This window comes from Cupriavidus sp. PET2-C1 (genome assembly GCF_054515855.1).
In genome coordinates, this window is record NZ_CM137259.1 from 3,295,885 (window position 1) to 3,315,692 (window position 19,808).

18 protein-coding genes and 1 pseudogene are annotated in these 19,808 nt (G+C 59.6%); 3 read left to right on the forward strand and 16 right to left on the reverse strand.

Features of this window, described 5'->3' with window-relative positions; all coding sequences use genetic code 11:
- Nucleotides 1-61: 61 nt before the first annotated feature.
- Complete coding sequence (locus ACX12D_RS14850; RefSeq protein WP_459371702.1) at nucleotides 62-1,114, reverse strand: hypothetical protein; 1,053 nt, start codon at nucleotides 1,112-1,114, stop codon at nucleotides 62-64.
- 989 nt (nucleotides 1,115-2,103) lie between these two features.
- Here ACX12D_RS14850 and ACX12D_RS14855 point away from each other — a divergent pair.
- A complete protein-coding gene (locus ACX12D_RS14855) occupies nucleotides 2,104-3,648 on the forward strand; it encodes a hypothetical protein (protein ID WP_459371703.1) in 1,545 nt (514 codons plus the stop codon).
- A gap of 465 nt (nucleotides 3,649-4,113) precedes the next feature.
- Nucleotides 4,114-5,985 carry a hypothetical protein gene (locus tag ACX12D_RS14860; RefSeq protein WP_459371704.1) on the forward strand — a complete coding sequence of 624 codons (1,872 nt, stop codon included), beginning with the start codon at nucleotides 4,114-4,116 and terminating at the stop codon, nucleotides 5,983-5,985.
- A 55-nt stretch (nucleotides 5,986-6,040) separates the two neighbouring features.
- Here ACX12D_RS14860 and rffA read toward each other — a convergent pair whose 3' ends face one another.
- Nucleotides 6,041-7,189 carry a dTDP-4-amino-4,6-dideoxygalactose transaminase gene (gene rffA, locus ACX12D_RS14865; RefSeq protein ID WP_459371705.1) on the reverse strand — a complete coding sequence of 383 codons (1,149 nt, stop codon included), beginning with the start codon at nucleotides 7,187-7,189 and terminating at the stop codon, nucleotides 6,041-6,043.
- Nucleotides 7,190-7,289: 100 nt separating this feature from the next.
- Between rffA and ACX12D_RS14870 the strand changes: the two are divergent.
- Nucleotides 7,290-8,284 (forward strand): annotated as a pseudogene (locus ACX12D_RS14870) (IS630 family transposase).
- Nucleotides 8,285-8,304: 20 nt separating this feature from the next.
- Here the strand turns inward: ACX12D_RS14870 and ACX12D_RS14875 are convergent.
- From ACX12D_RS14875 to ACX12D_RS14940, 14 genes are all read right to left on the reverse strand, one after another.
- A complete protein-coding gene (locus tag ACX12D_RS14875) occupies nucleotides 8,305-9,066 on the reverse strand; it encodes a class I SAM-dependent methyltransferase (protein ID WP_459371706.1) in 762 nt (253 codons plus the stop codon).
- A gap of 107 nt (nucleotides 9,067-9,173) precedes the next feature.
- The gene (locus tag ACX12D_RS14880; RefSeq protein ID WP_459371707.1) at nucleotides 9,174-9,620 is read right to left on the reverse strand and encodes a GtrA family protein; all 447 of its coding nucleotides are present in this window, start codon (nucleotides 9,618-9,620) and stop codon (nucleotides 9,174-9,176) included.
- Nucleotides 9,621-9,831: 211 nt separating this feature from the next.
- Complete coding sequence (locus ACX12D_RS14885; RefSeq protein ID WP_459371708.1) at nucleotides 9,832-10,518, reverse strand: metallophosphoesterase family protein; 687 nt, start codon at nucleotides 10,516-10,518, stop codon at nucleotides 9,832-9,834.
- Nucleotides 10,499-11,473: an ATP-grasp domain-containing protein gene (locus ACX12D_RS14890; protein ID WP_459371709.1), complete on the reverse strand. Its 975-nt coding sequence runs from the start codon at nucleotides 11,471-11,473 to the stop codon at nucleotides 10,499-10,501. Before ACX12D_RS14890 ends, ACX12D_RS14885 begins: the two co-directional genes overlap by 20 nt.
- Entirely contained in the window at nucleotides 11,470-12,195 is a 726-nt protein-coding gene (locus tag ACX12D_RS14895) for a class I SAM-dependent methyltransferase (protein ID WP_459371711.1), read from the reverse strand. Before ACX12D_RS14895 ends, ACX12D_RS14890 begins: the two co-directional genes overlap by 4 nt.
- Nucleotides 12,179-13,132, reverse strand: a complete 954-nt coding sequence (locus ACX12D_RS14900) for a glycosyltransferase family 2 protein (RefSeq protein ID WP_459371712.1) — start codon at nucleotides 13,130-13,132, stop codon at nucleotides 12,179-12,181. Before ACX12D_RS14900 ends, ACX12D_RS14895 begins: the two co-directional genes overlap by 17 nt.
- Complete coding sequence (locus tag ACX12D_RS14905; RefSeq protein ID WP_459371713.1) at nucleotides 13,129-13,818, reverse strand: WbqC family protein; 690 nt, start codon at nucleotides 13,816-13,818, stop codon at nucleotides 13,129-13,131. Before ACX12D_RS14905 ends, ACX12D_RS14900 begins: the two co-directional genes overlap by 4 nt.
- A gap of 308 nt (nucleotides 13,819-14,126) precedes the next feature.
- On the reverse strand, nucleotides 14,127-14,942 hold the full coding sequence (locus ACX12D_RS14910) for a lysophospholipid acyltransferase family protein (protein WP_459371714.1): 816 nt from the start codon (nucleotides 14,940-14,942) through the stop codon (nucleotides 14,127-14,129).
- A 21-nt stretch (nucleotides 14,943-14,963) separates the two neighbouring features.
- Nucleotides 14,964-16,238 carry a dihydroorotase gene (locus ACX12D_RS14915; protein ID WP_459371715.1) on the reverse strand — a complete coding sequence of 425 codons (1,275 nt, stop codon included), beginning with the start codon at nucleotides 16,236-16,238 and terminating at the stop codon, nucleotides 14,964-14,966.
- A gap of 75 nt (nucleotides 16,239-16,313) precedes the next feature.
- On the reverse strand, nucleotides 16,314-17,285 hold the full coding sequence (locus ACX12D_RS14920) for an aspartate carbamoyltransferase catalytic subunit (protein WP_459371716.1): 972 nt from the start codon (nucleotides 17,283-17,285) through the stop codon (nucleotides 16,314-16,316).
- Between the two features lie 105 nt (nucleotides 17,286-17,390).
- Nucleotides 17,391-17,918, reverse strand: coding sequence for a bifunctional pyr operon transcriptional regulator/uracil phosphoribosyltransferase PyrR (gene pyrR / locus ACX12D_RS14925; protein WP_174422641.1), 528 nt, complete (start codon nucleotides 17,916-17,918; stop codon nucleotides 17,391-17,393).
- On the reverse strand, nucleotides 17,915-18,352 hold the full coding sequence (gene ruvX, locus ACX12D_RS14930; protein ID WP_441633340.1) for a Holliday junction resolvase RuvX: 438 nt from the start codon (nucleotides 18,350-18,352) through the stop codon (nucleotides 17,915-17,917). The genes pyrR and ruvX overlap by 4 nt, the downstream gene beginning before the upstream one ends.
- Nucleotides 18,345-18,917, reverse strand: coding sequence for a YqgE/AlgH family protein (locus ACX12D_RS14935; RefSeq protein ID WP_043348720.1), 573 nt, complete (start codon nucleotides 18,915-18,917; stop codon nucleotides 18,345-18,347). The genes ruvX and ACX12D_RS14935 overlap by 8 nt, the downstream gene beginning before the upstream one ends.
- Nucleotides 18,918-19,054: 137 nt before the next feature.
- Entirely contained in the window at nucleotides 19,055-19,762 is a 708-nt protein-coding gene (locus ACX12D_RS14940) for a pseudouridine synthase (RefSeq protein ID WP_441633478.1), read from the reverse strand.
- Nucleotides 19,763-19,808 lie beyond the last annotated feature (46 nt).

Genomic DNA, 19,808 nt, shown 5'->3' on the forward strand with positions numbered 1-19,808 from the left:
GAATTCACGAGCACTGAAAATGGCGCATTGAGCCCCGCGGCATGGCATCTCCTCTCACGCTTCAAGAACCCCCACCCGGCTCCCCTGCGCTAGTTCTCTTGATGGCGTCCAATGAGAGCAGACCCAGGCATACGATCAACGTCGCCCCCAAAAGAGAAACAAGCAATAGCACGAAGAGATTCGGCCCCGAGCGATGATCCGCTATGGTCGGGCCGGAAACAAACCTAGCGTTCAGAAGATGCTTGGTTTGAAGTTGTTCGGCTATCACGTCTACGTCATTGAATACTTGTCGGATACTGTCGTCCTCAAGACTTACATTATCAAAAACCTCTTTTTGCAGCAACGAGTAATCCGCGAGCAATGCATTACCCGCTTTTGGCAATCTGCCTAGTACTTCCGCACGCGAAAAAAACTCTCCACGCAGCTTATTTTGCGCGGCCTCACGTTCAAGTGAAACAAGCTCAGCTCGAAGCCCAACAATCTCCGATTCGGCACCGACAAGCTGTATTACCGGAGACAAAAATTTCGAGCCATCGGAGTCAGAAGAGAGAAACTGCCTGTACCCGAGCCTGGAGGCTGCGGGATATTTATCCGCAATACCCTGCAAGGCATTCAACCTCCCAATCACCTCGTCAAGCTGCAACTTCTTCAAAATCAGCCGATTATCGATCGCCTGCTTCTTGACCTTGAATTCGGCGACCTTGGCATGCAGAATTTCCAGGAGCTCCTGGCGCAGCATCGCATCTTTGAGAAAATCACCCATCAACTTTACCCTCGCCGCAGCCTCAGCAGGCGACGAACCCGTGAAAGAAATGGAAAATCCCAGGATATCCGGATCGACGGCGCTCTTGAGATCGCCAATGTATTTGAGATCCGCCTTCGAATATGGCAGCACAACTCGCACATGCTTCTGCAGAAAGCTGTCCTTCAGGGCATGGGCCAGATAGATCCCGGCCGGATTATCGTTCAAATTATTGGACGCAAGGAAGCGCGACAGGGAACTTCTGTCGGAAAACGACGACTTTTGCGCATTATATTCAGTTAGCTTTCTGTACGCCTTCAGGAAGCCCTCACTCTTATAGTTAGAGCTGAGTGAGAACACAAAGAAAAACAAAAAAACTGCGACAAGCGGGACGCAAAATAATAAATGACTCCGACGCTCCCGAAGCGAAAGGCACATAGCACGAAGAGTGCTGACGAGATCCTGCTGATTCCTCGTTACCTCGCTTCCCTGCATAAATAGCCTGCCTAGTAACTATTCAATCGGACGTCAATAACCCACGATGACAGAAGTCAACCCCCACCCGATCGGACGTACATTATTGGTTGGCGCACAATGCGTCAAACATACTCTGAAGCGGGGCGGGCGGAAAAAATATGTCCACCAGTGCGATCTTATGCAACCTAGCATCTATGAAGTGTAACGCCGACCATACTAAATAAGTATTCTCGAGACAATTGTCACAATGTTCCGGGTGTTGTCGGCGGTTAGGTAAGCCAGCAGGACCTATCCGTCTTTGCTGCCGGAGGGGTCAGCCCTTGCCAATCCTGACCAGCCGCATTCGCAGCCATGTAGGCATCCAGTCACGTAGACGATCAAGCAAGCTGAACTTGGTGCTGACCACGTGGCTCGATATTTGGCACCTGCCCCCCTTGTGCCGGGAAAGCCGCCCCGGCGAACAATGCAGCATCATATAGCGCAAAACATAGGGACATTAGCGTCCACGCAGTCGACACTAGGGCAAGCCCCATCAAGCGCCACGCCCTTTCGTCAGCGACGCCTTGTCAGACGGCGCGCAGCCCTGTGCACGCTTTCGTTCATCAACCGTTGTTGCGTTCGCAGTGAAGTCGCTCCTGAATTCGGCGCACCGCCGAAGAGTCAGTACAATCGCGGGGCAAATGGAACACCCTCTCGTCAGAACGGCTAGTCGGGGAGCAGAGGAGACGCGGCAGTCATCTGGATTCTCATTGCAGCGCTTCATGAAGAATTCGGTGGGCTTGGCAGTCTGGAGTTGCGCTGATGCACCGAGTCGTACTTGGGTGGAAACGGGAGCCCTCCCCCGGGAATCCCGCGCGGACATTCTTAGAGTCAATTGGCTAACGATGCATTACCTGTCACAAAAGAAATTCAAACAGAATCTCCAGATACTGTTACTGGCAGCGGGAACCGTGCTGGCGCTCTTCCTCTGGCAAGGCCACAAGGGCTTTGAACTGTGGGATGAGGGCTACCTGTGGTATGGAGCACAGCGCGTACTGCATGGCGAAACGCCGTTGCTCGACTTCATGTCCTATGACCCCGGCCGCTACTACTGGTCAGGCGCATGGATGGCGGCTTGGAACGATACAGGCATCGTCGCCCTGCGCATGGCCGCCGCCATCTTTCAGGGGCTCGGACTCGCCCTTGGGCTCTGGGTCATTTCGAAGGAAGCGAAACGCGGGATGTGGCCGCTCATCGTGGTGGCGTCCGTCGTGCTGACAGCCTGGATGTTTCCCGCATTCAAGGTATTTGATGTTGTCTCCTCGATTGTGCTGGTCAGCGCCTACGCCGCACTGGTCCGGGCGCCGTCGGCCGCGCGCTACCTCCTCGCCGGTATCGCGGTTGGTCTGATGGCTGTCGTTGGCAGGAATCACGGCGTCTATGGCGTCTGCGGCGGCCTGGCGATCCTGGCTTTTCTCGCTGGCCGCACCGGCGGCCCGGGCATCTTCCGAGCGGTACTTTACTGGGGCGCAGGCATCGCGGTCGGATATTCACCACTACTCGTGATGGCAGCCACGATCCCGGGCTTTGGCGCCGCCATGCTGGACAGCATCATCTTCCTTTTCCAGATCAAGGCCACCAATCTGGCATTGCCAGTTCCCTGGCCCTGGACTGTCCAATACGGCGCACTTACGGCCTGGGAAGGTCTGCGTGGCTTTGTGCTCGGATGTCTCTTTATCGCCGTTCCACTTTTCGGCATCGTGAGCATCATCGCCTGCATCGTGAAGCGCATACGAAATCAGGCCGTGTCCCCGTTACTGGCTGCGTCGGCCGCCATGTCATTGCCGTATGCCCACTACGCACTCTCGCGGGCCGATATTGTCCATCTTGCCCAAGGCATCATGCCTTTCCTGCTCGGCGGTTTCGCGTGTATCGCTGCGGGAAGACATCCGGCGCGGTGGCTGGCCGCCATCGCATTGCTCGCCGCAAGCCTTGCCATCATGTTCCCGGTGCAGCCCGGCTGGCAATGCCATATCAGCCCAAGCTGCGTGAACGCAACCGTCGGCAACGACCGCATGAAGATCGAACAGGGCGCTGTCAACGATCTTGCCATGCTCGACGATCTGGCGAAACAGTACGCGCCCAGGGGACAGACATTCATCGCCGCGCCCTTCTGGCCCGCCGCATATGCGGTCTTCGACCGCAAATCGCCAATGTGGGAAATCTACGCACTGTTTCCCCGCGATGAGGCATTTCAGCAAGCGGAAATCGATCGAATCAAGGCATCGAATCCGGGTTTCGCGCTGATTCTGGATATTGCCATCGACGGCAATGAACAGACTCGGTTCCGCAATTCACACGCCATGGTCTTCGAATATATCGAATCGCATTTTGAGCGGCTCGGATCTTATAAAGGCAATTCCGCCTACCAGGTATACCATCGCCGCTAGCGCAACGGCAATCGATCTAACGTGCACCTTGCAAGGTGCGACAAGGGCAGATGAAACCAATAACCAGACTTCCCGATTACCGGTTGGCATTCCTTGCGTATGCGCTGCTGTTCGCCCTGTTGACATTCCGTTACTGGGGCGCACGGCGACGTCATCGCGCCGCACCGCCAGGCCCAGGAACTAGGTGTACCGTCCGCCATCGTCAATGAATCTCCAAAGAATCGGAAGTTTTCGGACTATACGAATGCTTATATTCCGGAGATCGAGCAACTGTTGCACGGCCGCCGCTCTGGCTGGCTTGGGCTGTGGTCCGACGCAAACGAGTTGGGCCGCCCGCTATTTCACCTAGGTGGGTTCAGTCCCGCTTACCCGCCAGCGGCGATACTCGCATACGTCGCGCCAGACCCGCAGCGATTCATTACGTTCCTGTCCCTGGGCTCCTGCCTGCTTGGCGGACTATTCATCATGCTGCTCTGCCGACAACTGGGGCTAGCGCCCTTGGCCGGGTTGATGGCGGGGAGCGGCATGGCCACCTCGCCATTGTTTATGTACTGGCTGACGTTCCCGGTATTCTCCGCAGTCGCTACGTGGTCTGCAGCCACACTGTATGGCATGACCCGACTGTCGAAGAGCAAGGACCTCGGTGGCTGGGCAATACTTTGCTTCAGCGTCTACAGCCTATTGATGACCGCGTATCCGCAGCCGGTTGTGGTTCACACTTACATGTTCGTTGCCTATGGCCTGGTATTGGTCACGCGACAATGGCGCGAAGCTGGAAGAATGGCGGCGCTACGCTATATCGGCTTACTGGTTGCGGCCTGTGTCGTGGCTGGAGCCCTGTGTGTGCCGGTCTACCTTGATCTGTATCGAATCACATTGGAATCGACGCGCCTCACCGCAGATCCATTGTTTTTTGTTGAGTATCTGCCTCATATTGAGAGCTTCGCAGATCTCGCGCGCTTTCTGACTTTGGCGCTCTATCCCGAAGTACTTGGCAACCCGATTGCGTCCAATTTTGCGTTGCCTTATGACGGGCTCAGCATGACACCCCCCGCTATCTTCTTTGCCATCTGTGCGCTGTTGATTGCGTTCAGGCGATGCTGGGGATGGTGGGTTGCCATTGCACTGACTGGTCTATTTACCTTTAGCCCTACTGCTTATCTGTTCGGGGTCAAGTATCTCGGATTCAACCTTTCACCGAGTGCGCCCTTGGGCAATGCCCTACTGCCGATGACCATCGTCGTCGCCTATGGTTTGGATTCGCTATATGACGCGACCCGGGCCCCTAGGTCGTGGAAAGCCGCGACAATCCTGGCGAGCATGGTTGCGTTGGCCGGCCTGGCAGGATCTCTGGCATTCGCGTTGCATAGCGGTCTCGCCATTAACTGGATGGCGGGATGCATGGCGCTGGCCGCCATTCTGATTCTCGGGGCACAGGTTGCCAGACGCTCGCTGCTGCTGCCCAGTGCTGCGCTCGCTGTGACTGTCGCATATTCGAGCTATCCCCTGATGTTGCATCAGGACCCGGCAAGTATATCGATATCGTCCCCATTGGCTAGCGCCGTGCGGGCTCACCTCCCACCGGATTCCCGATATGCAGTGCTCAGTCCAGGGCTAAAGGTGCTGCCGCCGAATCTCAATGCGACCCTTGGTCTGGATTCGATTCACAGCTACAACAGCCTTTCGTCATACCGCTACCGCAACCTGCTGAACGCACTAGGAAGCGATACACGCGCCTTCGGCCGGTGGAACGACGTTATACAACCGGACTTCAACAGCATTGCATTCTGGATGAGCAATATCGCGGTCGTTCTATCGCCAGCGGAGTTGCCGTCAGCGGCGGCCCTGCAGCAGGTGGAACGGCTCGGTACAGCTTATGTGTATCGTGTGATCTCGCGCATGGGTTGTTGCGTCCAGGTAAGAACCTCACAATCTGCCGCCGATCGCAACAACATCGATATCCCGGATGCGGCACTCCGCATGGGAAACGCAGTTACCAAGACAAGTGATATGGGTGATATCAAGGAGTTCGACATTCCCGACCGGGCGCCATCACTCTTGGTACTGAGCCAGAAATTCCATCAAGACTGGCATGCGCAGGCACTCACGTCGCGCGGATGGGAGCCCGTACCCACCGTGGCAATTGACGGCGTATTCCAAGGCGCCGTTTTGCCTGATGACGTGCGGCAGGTACGGTTGCGTTTCGAACCATACGCTAGGTTTGCCTGGATTGCCCACGCCTTCTGGCTGGTTGTACTGGTAGCAATCGCAGCCCAGTTTGCGATGCGGCGTGCGTCTCGAAAGGGCGCCTTCGAGACACGAGGCAGCGCGGCTTGACAGTCCATGCCCCACGAGGCGTGACCCGGTCAAGGCGCGCTATGCACGCTGCATCTCAAGCCTGTTCTAGCGCAACAGCCAGCTCGGCTACCACATAGTCCTGCTGCTCCGAGGTGAGCCCGATCCACAAGGGCAGACGAATGAGGCGGCTTGCTATGCTGTCCGTCACATCCAGCGTGCCATGCGTCCTTGCACAACGTACCCCTGCCGGCGCGGAGTGCAATGGTACGTAGTGGAAGACTGCATTGATGTTCCGCTTGCCCAGGCGCTCCAGAACCTTTTGGCGATCGATGCCTGGTGCCACGAGCACATAGTACATATGCGCATTGTGGGTACACTCCACTGGCACCACCGGGCGCCGGATACATCCGCCGCGTTCGAGCATGGCCAGCCGTTCGTGATAGTGCTCCCACAAGGCCAGACGGCGGGCCGTCAAATTGCCTGCCTCTTCAAGCTGTGCCCACAGGAATGCAGCAGTCATCTCGCCTGGCAGGAACGACGAGCCCACTTCCTGCCATGTGTACTTGTCTACTTCCCCGCGGAAATAGCGGCTCCGGTCGGTACCCTTCTCCCTGATGATTTCCGCCCGCAGCGCAAGTGCTGCATCGTTGACGAGGAGCGCACCGCCCTCGCCCGAAATCACGTTCTTGGTTTCATGAAAGCTGAAGGCCCCGAGGTCGCCAATGCTACCCAAGGCGCGTCCCTTGTAGCTCGCCATAACACCCTGCGCCGCGTCTTCCACCACGCGAAGTCCATGACGCCGCGCGATATCCATGATCGCGTCCATTTCGCATGACACGCCCGCATAGTGGACCGGCACAATGCCGCGCGTGCGGGACGTAATTGCTGCTTCGATCAGTCGCTCGTCGAGATTCAGCGTGTCTTCACGAACATCGACGAAAACGGGAACGGCACCCCTCAGTACAAATGCGTTCGCGGTCGACACGAACGTGTACGAGGGCATGATGATTTCGTCGCCAGGCTCCAGATCCATCAGCAGTGCCGCCATCTCCAATGCCGCGGTGCAAGAATGAGAAAGCAAAGCCTTCGCTGTATGGGTCTGGCTCTCAATCCAGCCATGGCATCGTTTGGTAAACGGGCCATCACCAGCGAGCTTCCCATTCATATGAGCCTCGGCAATATAGTGCAGCTCCCGGCCAGTCATGTGGGGCCGATTGAAAGGAATGAAGGAGAAATTGTTCATGGCGAATGATGCTGCGTGTTATTGAGATTTACAAAAAACATGACAGCGGATTCTGGGCTGGCACGTTTTATCTCTAACGGGTTGAATGGAGGTGCGCGCCGTGTCGAAGAAGCCGTTAGACGAAGCAACGAAGAAGCGCTTGCGCGCTGGTCGGATGCTGTTGGCTGGCAAGCGACCGGCCGAGGTGGCATTGGCCGTGGGGGTAGCCCGACAAACGGTGTACACGTGGAAGGCTCTGCTCGATGAAGGCGGAATTGATGCGCTACGAGCTGTGCCAGGTCGAGGCCGCCCAGCCAAGCTCGAGCCGGAGCAATTGGCCGAATTGTGCGGGGCGTTGCTGCAAAGCCCGACTGCGCATGGCTTTGGTACCGAGCTATGGACACTCAAGCGCGTCGGTTCGCTCATCAAGCGCACGTATGGCGTCGAGTTCAGCCAAACGCAGATCTGGCACATTCTTGGGGTGTTGGGTTTCAGCGCGCAGAAGCCAGATCGTCGCGCGATCGAGCGAGACGAAGTCGCGGTGCGCCACTGGAAGCGCCACACCTGGCCTGCGCTTAAAAAAAAGCCCAACGTGACGGCCGATTGATTGTCTTTATCGACGAGAACGGCATCAGCGAGCGCCCCACGCGTGTGCGTACCTGGGCGCCCAAGGGGCAGACACCGATCATCCAGTTTCATTTCAACTGAAATCATGTGTCGGCGATCGCCGGGCTCAGTCGCACGAACTACCTGTTTCGGCTGTACGAAGTCAGCGTCAAGAAAGAACAGGTGGTCGAGTTTCTCAAGGCGCTCAAAGCGCATCTGAAGCAGCCGTTGCTGATCATCTGGGATGGTGCCAGGCCCCGTCGTGTGGCGATGGTCCGCGAATATCTGGATTCTCTCGAGGGACATACTCATGTGACCTTCCTTCCACCGTACTGCCCCGAGCTCAACCCCGTCGAGTACCTGTGGGCATGGCTCAAGCGTCATGCGATTGCGAACTTCTGCCCCGACAACCTCAATGAGTTGCATACCGTCGCCCGCAACAAGCTCAAAAGCGCTCAACACCGGCCTTCGATCATCGCCGCGTGCTGGGCTCAGGCAACGTTGTGGTGACGTCATGATTTACGGAAAGATCAATAGCTACGTTTCCTGGCTACAACTAGCCGGGAGCCACCTGCAGGGAAATCAATTCCCATGCGCATGATTTGTCGCTCCACCGCAAGTATTCCTTCCAACGTGCGATTCAATGCAGGAGGAATATTAAACTCGGACAGAGGATCGAAAGGTTTGTCACGATGCTTACCGCGCCGAGACAACATCATTGCCGGCAACAGCAATGACGTAAAGGAGGTGGACCGCACAATATCGAAGCCGGCACGCTCCAGCTTTGCATGTAGTTCATCGGCATGGTATCTCCGCACGTGACATGCATACGTATCGGCCTCACTCCAGAGCCATTGATGTTGAGGAACCGTCAACAGGATGCCCCCGCCTGGCTTTAGGGCTTGCCAGCAATTACGCAGCACTAGCTCGTCTTCCTCGATATGCTCGAGGACATCGAATGAGGCGACGACATCGAACTCCTCGACGTATGGCATATGGCGCGCGTCCATTTGCACGAAGCGGGCATGTTGCACGCGCTCGGCCGCAAATGACAAACCGTCTATGAAAATCTCGCTACCGGTAAGCTGCGTCGAGCCACAAACCTTCGCGATACCGGAAAGCACAAAGCCGGTGCCGCATCCCACCTCGAGCAGCGATCGAGGCTCGCCGAAATACTTGCGCAGTGCCCACCCAACGATGGCATTGCGCGCACGAAACCAGAAGTTGCTCTCCTCCAACTGCACCAGTGTGGAAAAATACTCTGCCTTGAATCCGCCGCCGCCGGCAGCCATCTCAGGCGCCCAGGCAAGGATGCCGCGAAGTGTCTGGGGTTGAAATGCGCATGCAGGGCATGCTGCGGCAGCGGTCGAATAGTGCGTGCCGCATTGGGGACAAGCAATCATGATGGAAGCTTTGGGTTGCTATGCGGAAAAACGAACAACCTGAACATGACGAACAGAAACCCCGCCACGACAAACACTGCTACCGCCTGAACCAGCTGGTGTGGATAACCGAGACGGTCGGCAAATACATAGAGCAACAGGAAATTCAGGCCGAAGCCGATGCAATGTGTGATCCAGTAGCGCACCAGACTTGGAAGTGCTTTGCCCTCATAGGAAAACGCCCATTTACGATTTCCTATGAACCCAATCAATGCGCCCGCCGAGTATAGCAGCGACATGGCAACCAGCGGCGGAACTCCCGCCCAGGTTACAAGCACATAAATGCCATATCCGCAGGCATTGCTAAGCAGACCGACTACGCCGTAGCGGAGCAGCGTTGGGAAGAATCCTCTATCCCGCACAGTCGTAGATTGCAGGACCGAATCCCGATTTACCATATCCATTTCCGTTCCAGTGAATCAGCCAACACGCTGCCGTGCTCGAACACATGGAAATATTCGAGATTCTCCGAGACCCGACCAGCTTCGCCGCCAAAGCCGGCAAATCTGCACCAATCCCACACACACCACTTCAATATCATTCGTCCCGCAGACGGTCAAAAAGACAAGCAGAGCCGGGCGCCATTCGGGTCAGGCATAGCGATACTAGCGATCATCAGTCTACCGGACGCCGCGAGAGCTTCCCGCCAATTCGCGTGCCAGAGTACAGGTTCTCGTAGTAATACTCGCTGAAGCCGGCTGCCCGCATGGCTGTTGCGGTCCTGTCGATTTCATATGGAACACGATGCAGGCTGAAGTCCGCACCATCCCACGTTGCAAATGCGGCACTTGCATCGCCATCACGAGGCTGTCCGACCGCGCCAGGATTGCAGTAGGTTACACAATTGCCTTTCCAGACGTATTGCACATGCAGGTGTCCCGATACGAAGAACCTCCCGTTCATGTGCTCGAAATACTCGTCGGATGGCACCAAGTATTCCTCCAGCGGGTCTCGCCAGCCTCCATGGATCAGTTGCAAGCCATCCACCGCAAGATCACGCGGTAGGTCTCTCAACCAATCGAGATGCCCGGGCTCGATCACCGATCGCTGATAGTCGAGGCAATCGTTGGCACTTCGCGATCGCTCGCAGGATGCGCCGCTTGCCAAATACCAGTCGTGGTTACCCATGATTGTGGGGATTTGCCGGTTGCGAAGCATGGCACAACATGCATTGACCTCGCTGTAATACCCCGCGACATCTCCGAGGCATAGAATGCGCTCGACACCCAGGGCATCCAGCGACGCGAGCACTGCTTCCAGTGCGGCCGCATTTCCGTGAATGTCAGAAATCAGACCGATCATGAATGACATAGTCCTCGATATATCGCGCGGCGAAGCCTTGGCGAATGACGGGTTGCGCTGGCAGGCGTCCGTCGACATAGAAATCCACGCACATGCGGCTTTCGTTGTAACCGAATGCCGTTCGCAATGACGTCGAGGATGAGATCCGCGGATTGAACTCCAGCAACCGCCAGCCATCCGCATCCGCCCTGAACTGCAGGTTGGTAGGACCCACTGGGCGGAACCGCGCTACCAACCTTGCCACTTCGGCATCCAGCGTGCTGTCCTCCACAACCCATGCCTTGGCAGTCGATCCGTCAGTTGCCAGCCTCCGCCTGAGGGTAATGGATGCGGCAACCCCACCCTTGCCGTCGCCGAACAAGCCGACCGTGTATTCAGCGTCGTCGGAACCCACGATGGGCTGCGCCACCAGCCGCTCGCCCAGTGCATGGGCATGCATCGCGAAGACTTCTGACGATGTCACACGGACCAGCCCCTTCGATGCATAGCTGCGACGCGGTTTGAGCAGGAAGGGCACGCCAAGCTGCTCGGCAAGCTCTTGGTATGTACCGGATGCGAATGTGGGGATTCGCAGTGGATCGTTTTCCGACTGGAGCGCCTGAAACGTGTGCCACTTGTCCTTGGAAAGATCCACCAAGGCTTTGTCATTAAGTACGCACCGAATGCCCAGTCCAGGGAGCAGGTCACGTGCATCTGAGAGCCTGTGGAGATCCTGCTCGATACCCGGTATGACCAGATCCACCTGATGGCGCCGCACCACGTCGGAGAGCCATTTAAGGTAACCATCCGAATTTGTCAGCGGCGCCTGCTCGAATTCGTCCGCCCAGAACTGTCCCACAGCATCCGCGTAGATGTCGGTACCGACCAGCCTGTACTCCGGATTTGATGCGCGCAATGATCGCAGCACACCGTATCCAATGATGGCCCCGACGCCGGTCGTGAGAATAGTGGTCATTGTGCAATCACCGCTTCGGCAAGCAGCGCGCAACTCAGCTCCGGATAGCCAACGCCCAACTGGCAGAGCGCGTTGGTAACCGATTCCGGCAGCGCCAGGCTTTGCAGTTGCTGGGTCGTAAACGGCTTCAGGAAAATGCCTTCCACATCGCGGACTTCATATCCGGCGGCTTCCAACTGTGCAATCAGGCTGGACTTCGAGTACTGGCGAAGATGCCCCAGTGCAAGATCGCCCTGCCCAAGCGACATGACATCATCGAGCAGGCCGGCCAAATGGCCGAGTCGTCGGTGCATCGACTCGCCATTGGGTACCGCGACAAAACAGCGGCCGCCTGGGGCGAGATACCTTGCAAAATGCCGCAACACCAAATCTGGATCCGCGACGTGCTCGAGCACAAAGCCCATCACGATGACATCAAACCTTTCTTCGGTATCAAAGTGCTCGAAGTAGCTCTCAATGACCTCCGCCGTGCAGTCGGGAAATTCGCTATGGAATCGGGAAATTACCGCGGCAGAGCCATCTACCACGACCGTCCTGGCGAAATGCTTTGAGAATCGCGCTGTCGTATAGCCGTGACCGACGCCGAGTTCGAGCACGCGCGCCTGGGCGGGAACGCGTTGAATAATGCGCTGCGGATACCAGTTAAGCATTATTTCGTTGTCAAAGGCATAGGCAAACGATTGGCCATATGCCCCCACAAAAGCATCAAGCGACTGGCTCATTGGGACTGTTCCGGATGACATTTCGTACGATGTAGAGCGGGCGGCGCTTGACCTCCTGGAATATCTTGGCGATGTACAAACCGAGAATCCCGAGCACCAGAATCATCGTTCCGCTCAAGAACCAGAGTGACAGCATGAGCGACGCGAAGCCAGACAGGACGGTCTCTGGAGCAAAAAGCTTTTGCGCAAACAATACCAGGCCATATCCGATGGATCCCAGCCAGATCACCAGACCTGTCAGGAAAACCATCGTCAACGGTGCCACACTGAAGGAAGAGAAGGAATCTGCCACCTGCACGAGTTTTCGTGTCAGGTTATAGCTCGACGCTTGTCGCACCGGGCGAGTGCTTTTCACGCGCGGCAGTGCTTCCTGCCGGAAGCCCGTCCACGCGAAAACACCGGCAAGATAAAGGACCCGGTCCTCCACCGAGAGCAGTGCATCGACATAGCTTCGCTTCATCAGCCGGCAGGTCATTGGGTTGTGCCCGATGCGCACCGCCGAAAAAGCATTCAAGGCACGCCAGAACAACTCACCATAGACATTCGACCAGAAACTCGCCGTACGCTCCTGCTGCACGCCGTACACTACATCGGCTTGGGTTTGCTGCATGTGCGCCGCAAATTCACCCAGCCACTCCGGATGCTCCTCCAGATCGCAATCGATCAGGAAAACCAGGTCTCCCACGGCCTGGCCGAGCCCCGCCACGATGGCTGCGTGGTGCCCGAAGTTGCGCGACAGATTTACGACAACAACGCGCGGATCCCCACTACTCAGGCTGATCGCGCGGTCCAGGCTGTCGTCGGGCGACCCATCGTTGACGAAGATGAGCTCGTAGTCATCCCCGGCAAATGCACGCGCTGCGGCACTTACACGCTGATAGAACGCATCGAGGAATGGTGCCGACCGATACATCGTCGAGACAACGGACAGCTTCATTGACGTACATACCTCATGAAATTGGGGGCCTCTTTGCCACAGTTAAACAACAGGTCCAGAATCGAGACGGCGTGCTCGAATTCTCCCCAGAGCTGCGGATACTGTCGATAACCAACATAGTCAAACCAGCGAACACCGATCCCCTGTTCGGCAAATACCTCCTCACGGAGATATGCCTTCGCGGAAGGCCCCGATATATATTCGCCGGCTCCAGCCTGGCGGCACAGATCGACGAGCCGTTCGGACTTGCCGTCGCACGGCGCATAGTCCCAGGAATAGGAGAGCGTCGTCGTAATACCAAGGTATCTGCAGATTGCCTCGATCAATGCACGGTTCAGGCCGGACAGAAGCGTGTGCTCTCCTTCGAGATATAGCGGTGCAAGCCACTGCGCTACGTCTTCAAAATGTGCGGCTTTCCCATAGCTATGCTCCAGCGACTTCCAATGAGTCTGGGTCCATTTGCGTCCGTCAATAGCGGTGTCGCATATGTGCTGGCCAAAGTTGGCCCGCACAGGCACGGTCAACCACTGCAAGCCCTGCCGTGTCTTGATCTGATTGCGATTGCGCCAATCCTGGCGGGTATACTGCACATCGTCGTACAAAATGAACTCATCGACACTTGCAATCAGGTCGAAATATCCCTTCCAGGGAATGTAGTTCGATTGGAGAATGGCAACCTTCTTCATATGGCGTTATCAAAACCGACACACGGCCTCTCGGCGCGGGCCTTGGCGACGAGGGTGTGTTGATATTCACGGCGGGATATCTTAGCAATCATGGGAAGCTCTTCAAGGCAGGGGTGGCCTCATGCCTCTGCAATTTGTCGCAGTGGACTCTTGGTGTAGTGGGCGCTTGCGGCGATGGCCCGTATTCTATCCGAACCGCTTCGGGTGCCCATGCGTGCACACGCGGGCAGATTGCGTGCCGCCTGCCGCAAGGATGCGGCGAGTCGGTCCAGAATAGGCATCCCGGTAGTTGGAAGGAAAATTCGCCCTCAGGACGACGCTACCTCCGCACACGGCTCCAACGAAAGCGCCTGATTCACACGCCCCGCCGCCTTCGCCGCAGCCTCATGCGCCCCCTGGCTCAGATGCCCCACCACTTCCTGTGCTGCCTCGGCCAGCTCCCGCCGGCTGGCACTGGCGGCAGCAAGGGCCGGAGCAAGACACAGGCGCGCCGTGATCGGGCCCGCCCGCAGCACCGCGTCGAGCGTGTCCAGCAAGGTCAGATCCCCGATATACGCCGGCGCCGGCGTCGGTTTTCCCGTAGCCGTATCCAGGTAGGCCAGCCCGACCGGCTGCACCGGGAGCCCGCCGGAGATGGGGGCCTGCATCAGGTTGGCGTGGAACGGCAACACGCTGGCGCCATCCGTGGTGGTGCCTTCCGGGAACACGCAGACGAGGTCGCCCTGCAGCATCACATCGGTGATGGCATGCAGCACCCGATGCGCATCTCGCTTGCGCGCCCGTTCGATGAAGATGGTGCCGGTCTGCCCGCACAGCCAGCCGATCACGGGCCAGTCGCGGATCTCTGACTTGGCGACGAAGCGCACCGGGTACCAGGTGTTGATGACATAGATGTCGAGCCAGGAGATGTGGTTGGACACCACCATGGCGCCGCGCGGCGGCGCTTCCCCGAGCTTGAGCCCTTGCACTTCGACCGTGATCCCACAGATGCGCAGCAGCCGGCGCGACCAGCGCCGGATATGCCATTGGCGCGATTCGGTGCCCAGCCACGGGAACAGTACTGCGCAGGTGAGGATGCCGCGCAGCAGGTGGAGGATGAGCGCGGTCTTGCGCAACCAGATCATGCAAGGCTCTCCGGCGTAACGTCAGTGCAGTTCGTAGACGACGTGGCCGCCGACCAGCGTGGTGCGCACGCGCCCACGCATCTCGTAGCCGAGCCACGGCGAATTCTTGCCCTGGCTCTTGAGCGCGCGCCGCTCGACCTTCCATTCCTGCTCGGGATGGAAGATGCAGATATCGGCGGCACTGCCTGCGGCCAGTGTGCCGGCAGCCAGGCCGAGCACGCGAGCCGGCTCGGCCGTGATGCGGGCGAGCGCCTTGCCCAGCGGCACCTTGTGCTCCTCGGCCCAGCGCAGTGTCAGCGGCAGCAGCAGCTCCAGCCCGGTGGCGCCTGGCGAGGCTTCGGCGAAGGGCAGCAGCTTTTCGTCGTCGTCCACGGGGGTGTGGTCCGAGCACAGTGCGTCGATGGTGCCGTCGGCCAGCCCGGCCACGATGGCGTCGCGATCGCGCGCGCTGCGTAGCGGCGGTGAGAAGCGCATCTGCGAGTTGAAATAGCCGATGTCCATGTCGGTCAGCGACACATGATGGATGTTGACGTCGCAGGTCACCTTGAGGCCTTCGCGCTTGGCCTGGCGTACCAGCTCAATGCCCGCGGCCGACGACAGGCGGCACAGGTGCACGCGTGCGCCGCAGGCGCGCATCAGCTCGAAGATGGTGTGCAGGCGCACGGTCTCGGCAATCACCGACATGCCGGACAAGCCCAGGCGCGATGCCACGGCACCGCTGGCGGCCACGCCGCCACCAAGGTACGGGTCCTCCGGGCGCAGCCAGACCGTGAAGCCGAAGGTCTGCGCGTACTGCAGGGCGCGCAGCAGCACCTGGGTGTTGCGGATCGGCGCTTCGGCCTGCGAGAAGCCAATGCAGCCGGCCTCGGTGAGCTGCGACATCTCGGTCAGCGTCTCGCCCTTGAGGCCCAGCGTGAGCGCACCTAGCGGATACACGTGGGTCTGGTTGAGCGTGCGGGCGCGGTACTTGAGCATCTCGACCAGGCCGGGCTCGTCGAGCACGGGGTCGGTGTCGGGCGGGCAAACCAGGCTGGTCACGCCGCCGGCGGTGGCTGCGGCCACTTCGGATTCGAGCGTGGCCTTGTATTCATAGCCCGGCTCGCGCAGCCGCGCGGACAGGTCGACCAGGCCGGGGCAGACGACCAGCCCGCTGGCGTCGATCGTCTTGTTGGCGTGGAAGTCCGCCGGCGCGCTGCCCACGCCGACGATCTTGCCGGCGGCAATGTAGAGGTCTTGCTGCGCATCGACGTTCGCGGCCGGGTCGATCAGGCGGCCGCCCTTGATGTGGATCTTCATATCGTGTCGCTTGGCTTGTATTCGGTTGTTCTGGCTTGCCTGGACCTTGTCGGTCGGGCGCTATCCGTCATGAGGTCAGTCGTGGTTTCCAGCCACGATGCCCATCACGGCCATGCGTACCGCAATGCCGAAGGTCACCTGGTTGAGGATCACGGACTGCGGCCCGTCGGCCACGGCGGAGTCGATCTCCACGCCACGGTTCATCGGGCCCGGATGCATCACGATGGCATCGGGCTTGGCCAGCGCCAGACGCTCGGGTGTGAGGCCATAGGCCTTGAAGTATTCCTGCGCCGAGGGCAGCAGCGCGCCGCTCATGCGCTCGTTCTGCAGGCGCAGCATGATCACCACGTCCACGCCCTTCATCCCCTCTTCCATATTGTGGAAGACGCGCACGCCCATCTGCTCCAGCCCCGAGGGCAGCAGCGTGCGCGGGCCGATGGCGCGCACTTCGGGCACGCCCAGCGTGGTCAGCGCGTGGATGTCCGAGCGCGCCACGCGCGAGTGCAGGATGTCACCCACGATGGCGACCGTGAGATTGGTGAAATCCTTCTTGTAGTGGCGGATCGTGTACATGTCGAGCAGCCCCTGCGTGGGGTGCGCGTGGCGGCCGTCGCCCGCGTTGATGACATGGACATGGGGCGCAACGTGCTCGGCGATCAGGTACGGCGCGCCGGAACTGGCATGGCGCACGACGAACATGTCGGCCGACATCGCCGACAGGTTGTTGATGGTGTCGAGCAGCGACTCGCCCTTGCTCGTGGACGAGGCGTTGATGTTCAGGTTGAGCACGTCCGCCGACAGCCGCTTGGCGGCAATCTCGAAGGTGGTGCGGGTACGCGTGGAGTTCTCGAAGAACAGGTTGAACACGCTTTTGCCGCGCAGCAGCGGCACCTTCTTCACTTCGCGGTCGGAGTCCGACAGCGAGACGAACTGGCTGGCAGTGTCGAGGATGTGCGCGACCATATCGCGCGACAAGCCCTCGATCGAAAGCAGGTGCTTGAGCTCGCCGTTCTTGGTCAGTTGCGGGTTGCGGAACGTCTTGATCATGGCAGGTAGAAAGGGCCGGGCGGTGGCGTTGACTGGTCTGGGCAGGTCTGGGTCTGGCTTGCCGGCGTGCCGTTGCGGGCGCGCCGGCCGGTGGGCTGGGCAGGCTTAGTTGCCGGTGGCCTCGTCGGCGAAGGCAAAGCGCATGTCGGAGCCGGTGCCCTCATGCGACAGCACCAGCGTGGTCCCGGGCGGCAACGCGACGTGCGTGGCGGCAAAGTCCGCAGCCGCCGGCAGTTCGCGGCCGCCGCGATCGACCAGCACGGCCAGCGCCACGCGGGCCGGGCGGCCATAGTCGAACAGCTCGTTGACGGCAGCACGGATGGTGCGCCCGGTGGCCAGCACGTCATCGATCAGCAGGATCTTGCGGTCTTGCACGTCAAAGGGCAGCGTGGTCGGCTGGGCCTGGCTGTGCAGGCCCTTCTTGGCATAGTCGTCGCGGTGGAAGGCAACGTTGATGACCCCATGGGCCGCCAGTTGCAGGTCCGCGGCGAGCCGCTCGGCAATCCAGGCGCCGCCGGAATAGATGCCGGCGACCGACCATTGCGCGCGTTCGGCCTCAGGCAGCGCGGCCTGCACCTGGTCACGCAGCGTACGGTAGAGCGCCTCGGCGTCGAGAGAGGAAGTCTGGGTCATAGCGGATGCTGGTCGAAGTACTGTTGCAGGATGATGCTGGCGGCCTCGGCGTCGAGCGCGCCCTTGCGGGCGCCGGCCATCTCGGCGGCGATCGACGTGTAGCTTTCGTCCACCCAGGCCACCGGCAGGCCGAAGCGGCCGTTCAACTGGTTGCCGAAGCGGCGTGCGAGCCGCATCGATGGCTGCTGGCTGCCGTCCGGATTGGTGGGCATGCCCACCACCAGCTGCACCGGCGCCCACTCATTGATCAGCGCGGTCACCGCCTCGAAGCGGCCTTCCACGGTGATATTGGGAATGATGACGAGCGCACGCGCCTCGCGCGTGACGAAGTTGCCAAGCGCAACGCCGATCTTCTTTTCGCCGTAATCGAAGGCCAGGACGGTGCCGTCGGTGGGCAACTGGCGCGGCGCTGGCGTCGCTCCGTCGTCAGGCATGCCCAGCCTCGCCCGAGAGCATGGTGAAATCGATGCCCAACAGGCGTATGGCGGCGGCGAAGCGTTCCTCGGGGGGCACGCTGAAGATGATTTCGGGGTCGGCCTGGACGGTCAGCCAGCCATTGCGGCTAAGTTCTTCCTCCAGCTGGCCCGCGCCCCAACCGGCATAGCCGAGCGTGAGCAGGAAGCGTTGCGGGCCGCTGCCGTTGGCCACGGCCTCCAGCACATCCTTGGAGGTGGTCATCTCGAGTCCGCCGGGCACGGCCAGCGACGAGACATAGATGCCGACCGGATCATGCAGCACGAAACCGCGCTCGGTCTGCACCGGTCCGCCGAAATAGACCGGCTGCTGTGCCACCGGCTGGATCTCCAGCTTGAGGTCGATCTTGTCGAACAGGGTGGCCATATCGATATCGATAGGCCGATTGATCACCAGGCCCAGCGCGCCGCGGTCGTTGTGCTCGCACAAGTAGACGACGGAACCCGAAAAAGTCGGGTCTGCCATGCCGGGCATGGCAATCAGGAACTGATTGGTGAGGTTGATTGGGGCTTCCAGCGTCGCCATTCCTGCATTTTATCAAATCGTTGCCATCCGTCCGGAAAAGATTCGCGGAATGCCGCAACGCAACATTCCGACGCTTGCCCGGTGCGCTTGCTTGCTGGCCTCTGTGCCAGCGTCAATGCTTGCTTGCCGCCGCCCGCCTATTCCTTGCGCGTCAGGGCGGCCAGGTCTTCCGGCGTCAGCCAGCGCCAGTCTCCCAGCGCCAGGGTCGGCTCCAGCACCAGCCCGCCGATGGCGCTGCGGTGCAGGGCTTCCACATGGTTGCCAGCCGCGGCCACCATGCGCTTGACCTGGTGGTACTTGCCCTCGGTCAGGCTAAGGCGCAGGCTGCGCTCGCCGGTAGCCTCGCAGGCGGCCGCCGCGATCGGGGCCGGCTCGTCCTCGAGCTGCACGCCAGCCACCAGCGCATCGACCTGCTCTTGGGTGACCGGCTCGGCGGTCGTCACTTCGTAGACCTTGGGCACCTTCTTCTTGGGCGAGGTCTGGGCGTGGATGAACTGGCCATCGTCCGAGAGCAGCAGCAGGCCGGTGGTGTCCTGGTCCAGCCGCCCGACCGCCTGCACTTCGCGCTGGCGCAGCGGCACCGGCAGCAGGTTGTACACGCTGGGATGGTGGCGCGGGCGCTGCGAGCATTCGTAGCCCACCGGCTTGTTCAGCAGGATGTAGGCCTTGGTGTGGCCGATCCAGTCCTCGCCGTCCACGGTCAGGCGCAGGCCGTCGACCTCGAACTTGGCGCCCGGATCTTCGCACAGGGTACCGTCGACCTCCACCAGGCCGGCCCCGATCAGGTCGCCGCAATAGCGGCGGGTGCCGAAGCCTTGGGATTGGAGGATGCGGTCGAGTGTCATGGCCATGGCTTGCTTTTTGATATCTGGATTACTGGATTGCTGGATT

Bases quoted from the DNA above. Each gene is read 5' to 3' on its own strand.
- ACX12D_RS14905 (WP_459371713.1), bottom strand. From the start codon at position 13,818: ATGAAGAAGGTTGCCATTCTCCAATCGAACTACATTCCCTGGAAGGGA.
- ACX12D_RS14885 (WP_459371708.1), bottom strand. From the start codon at position 10,518: ATGATCGGTCTGATTTCTGACATTCACGGAAATGCGGCCGCACTGGAA.
- pyrR (WP_174422641.1), bottom strand. From the start codon at position 17,918: ATGACCCAGACTTCCTCTCTCGACGCCGAGGCGCTCTACCGTACGCTG.
- ACX12D_RS14875 (WP_459371706.1), bottom strand. From the start codon at position 9,066: ATGGCTGCCGGCGGCGGCGGATTCAAGGCAGAGTATTTTTCCACACTG.
- ACX12D_RS14920 (WP_459371716.1), bottom strand. From the start codon at position 17,285: ATGATCAAGACGTTCCGCAACCCGCAACTGACCAAGAACGGCGAGCTC.
- rffA (WP_459371705.1), bottom strand. From the start codon at position 7,189: ATGAACAATTTCTCCTTCATTCCTTTCAATCGGCCCCACATGACTGGC.
- ACX12D_RS14935 (WP_043348720.1), bottom strand. From the start codon at position 18,917: ATGGCGACGCTGGAAGCCCCAATCAACCTCACCAATCAGTTCCTGATT.
- ACX12D_RS14860 (WP_459371704.1), top strand. From the start codon at position 4,114: ATGCTGCTCTGCCGACAACTGGGGCTAGCGCCCTTGGCCGGGTTGATG.
- ACX12D_RS14900 (WP_459371712.1), bottom strand. From the start codon at position 13,132: ATGAAGCTGTCCGTTGTCTCGACGATGTATCGGTCGGCACCATTCCTC.
- ACX12D_RS14890 (WP_459371709.1), bottom strand. From the start codon at position 11,473: ATGACCACTATTCTCACGACCGGCGTCGGGGCCATCATTGGATACGGT.
- ACX12D_RS14855 (WP_459371703.1), top strand. From the start codon at position 2,104: ATGCATTACCTGTCACAAAAGAAATTCAAACAGAATCTCCAGATACTG.
- ACX12D_RS14880 (WP_459371707.1), bottom strand. From the start codon at position 9,620: ATGGATATGGTAAATCGGGATTCGGTCCTGCAATCTACGACTGTGCGG.
- ACX12D_RS14895 (WP_459371711.1), bottom strand. From the start codon at position 12,195: ATGAGCCAGTCGCTTGATGCTTTTGTGGGGGCATATGGCCAATCGTTT.
- ACX12D_RS14940 (WP_441633478.1), bottom strand. From the start codon at position 19,762: ATGACACTCGACCGCATCCTCCAATCCCAAGGCTTCGGCACCCGCCGC.
- ACX12D_RS14915 (WP_459371715.1), bottom strand. From the start codon at position 16,238: ATGAAGATCCACATCAAGGGCGGCCGCCTGATCGACCCGGCCGCGAAC.
- ACX12D_RS14910 (WP_459371714.1), bottom strand. From the start codon at position 14,942: ATGATCTGGTTGCGCAAGACCGCGCTCATCCTCCACCTGCTGCGCGGC.
- ruvX (WP_441633340.1), bottom strand. From the start codon at position 18,352: ATGCCTGACGACGGAGCGACGCCAGCGCCGCGCCAGTTGCCCACCGAC.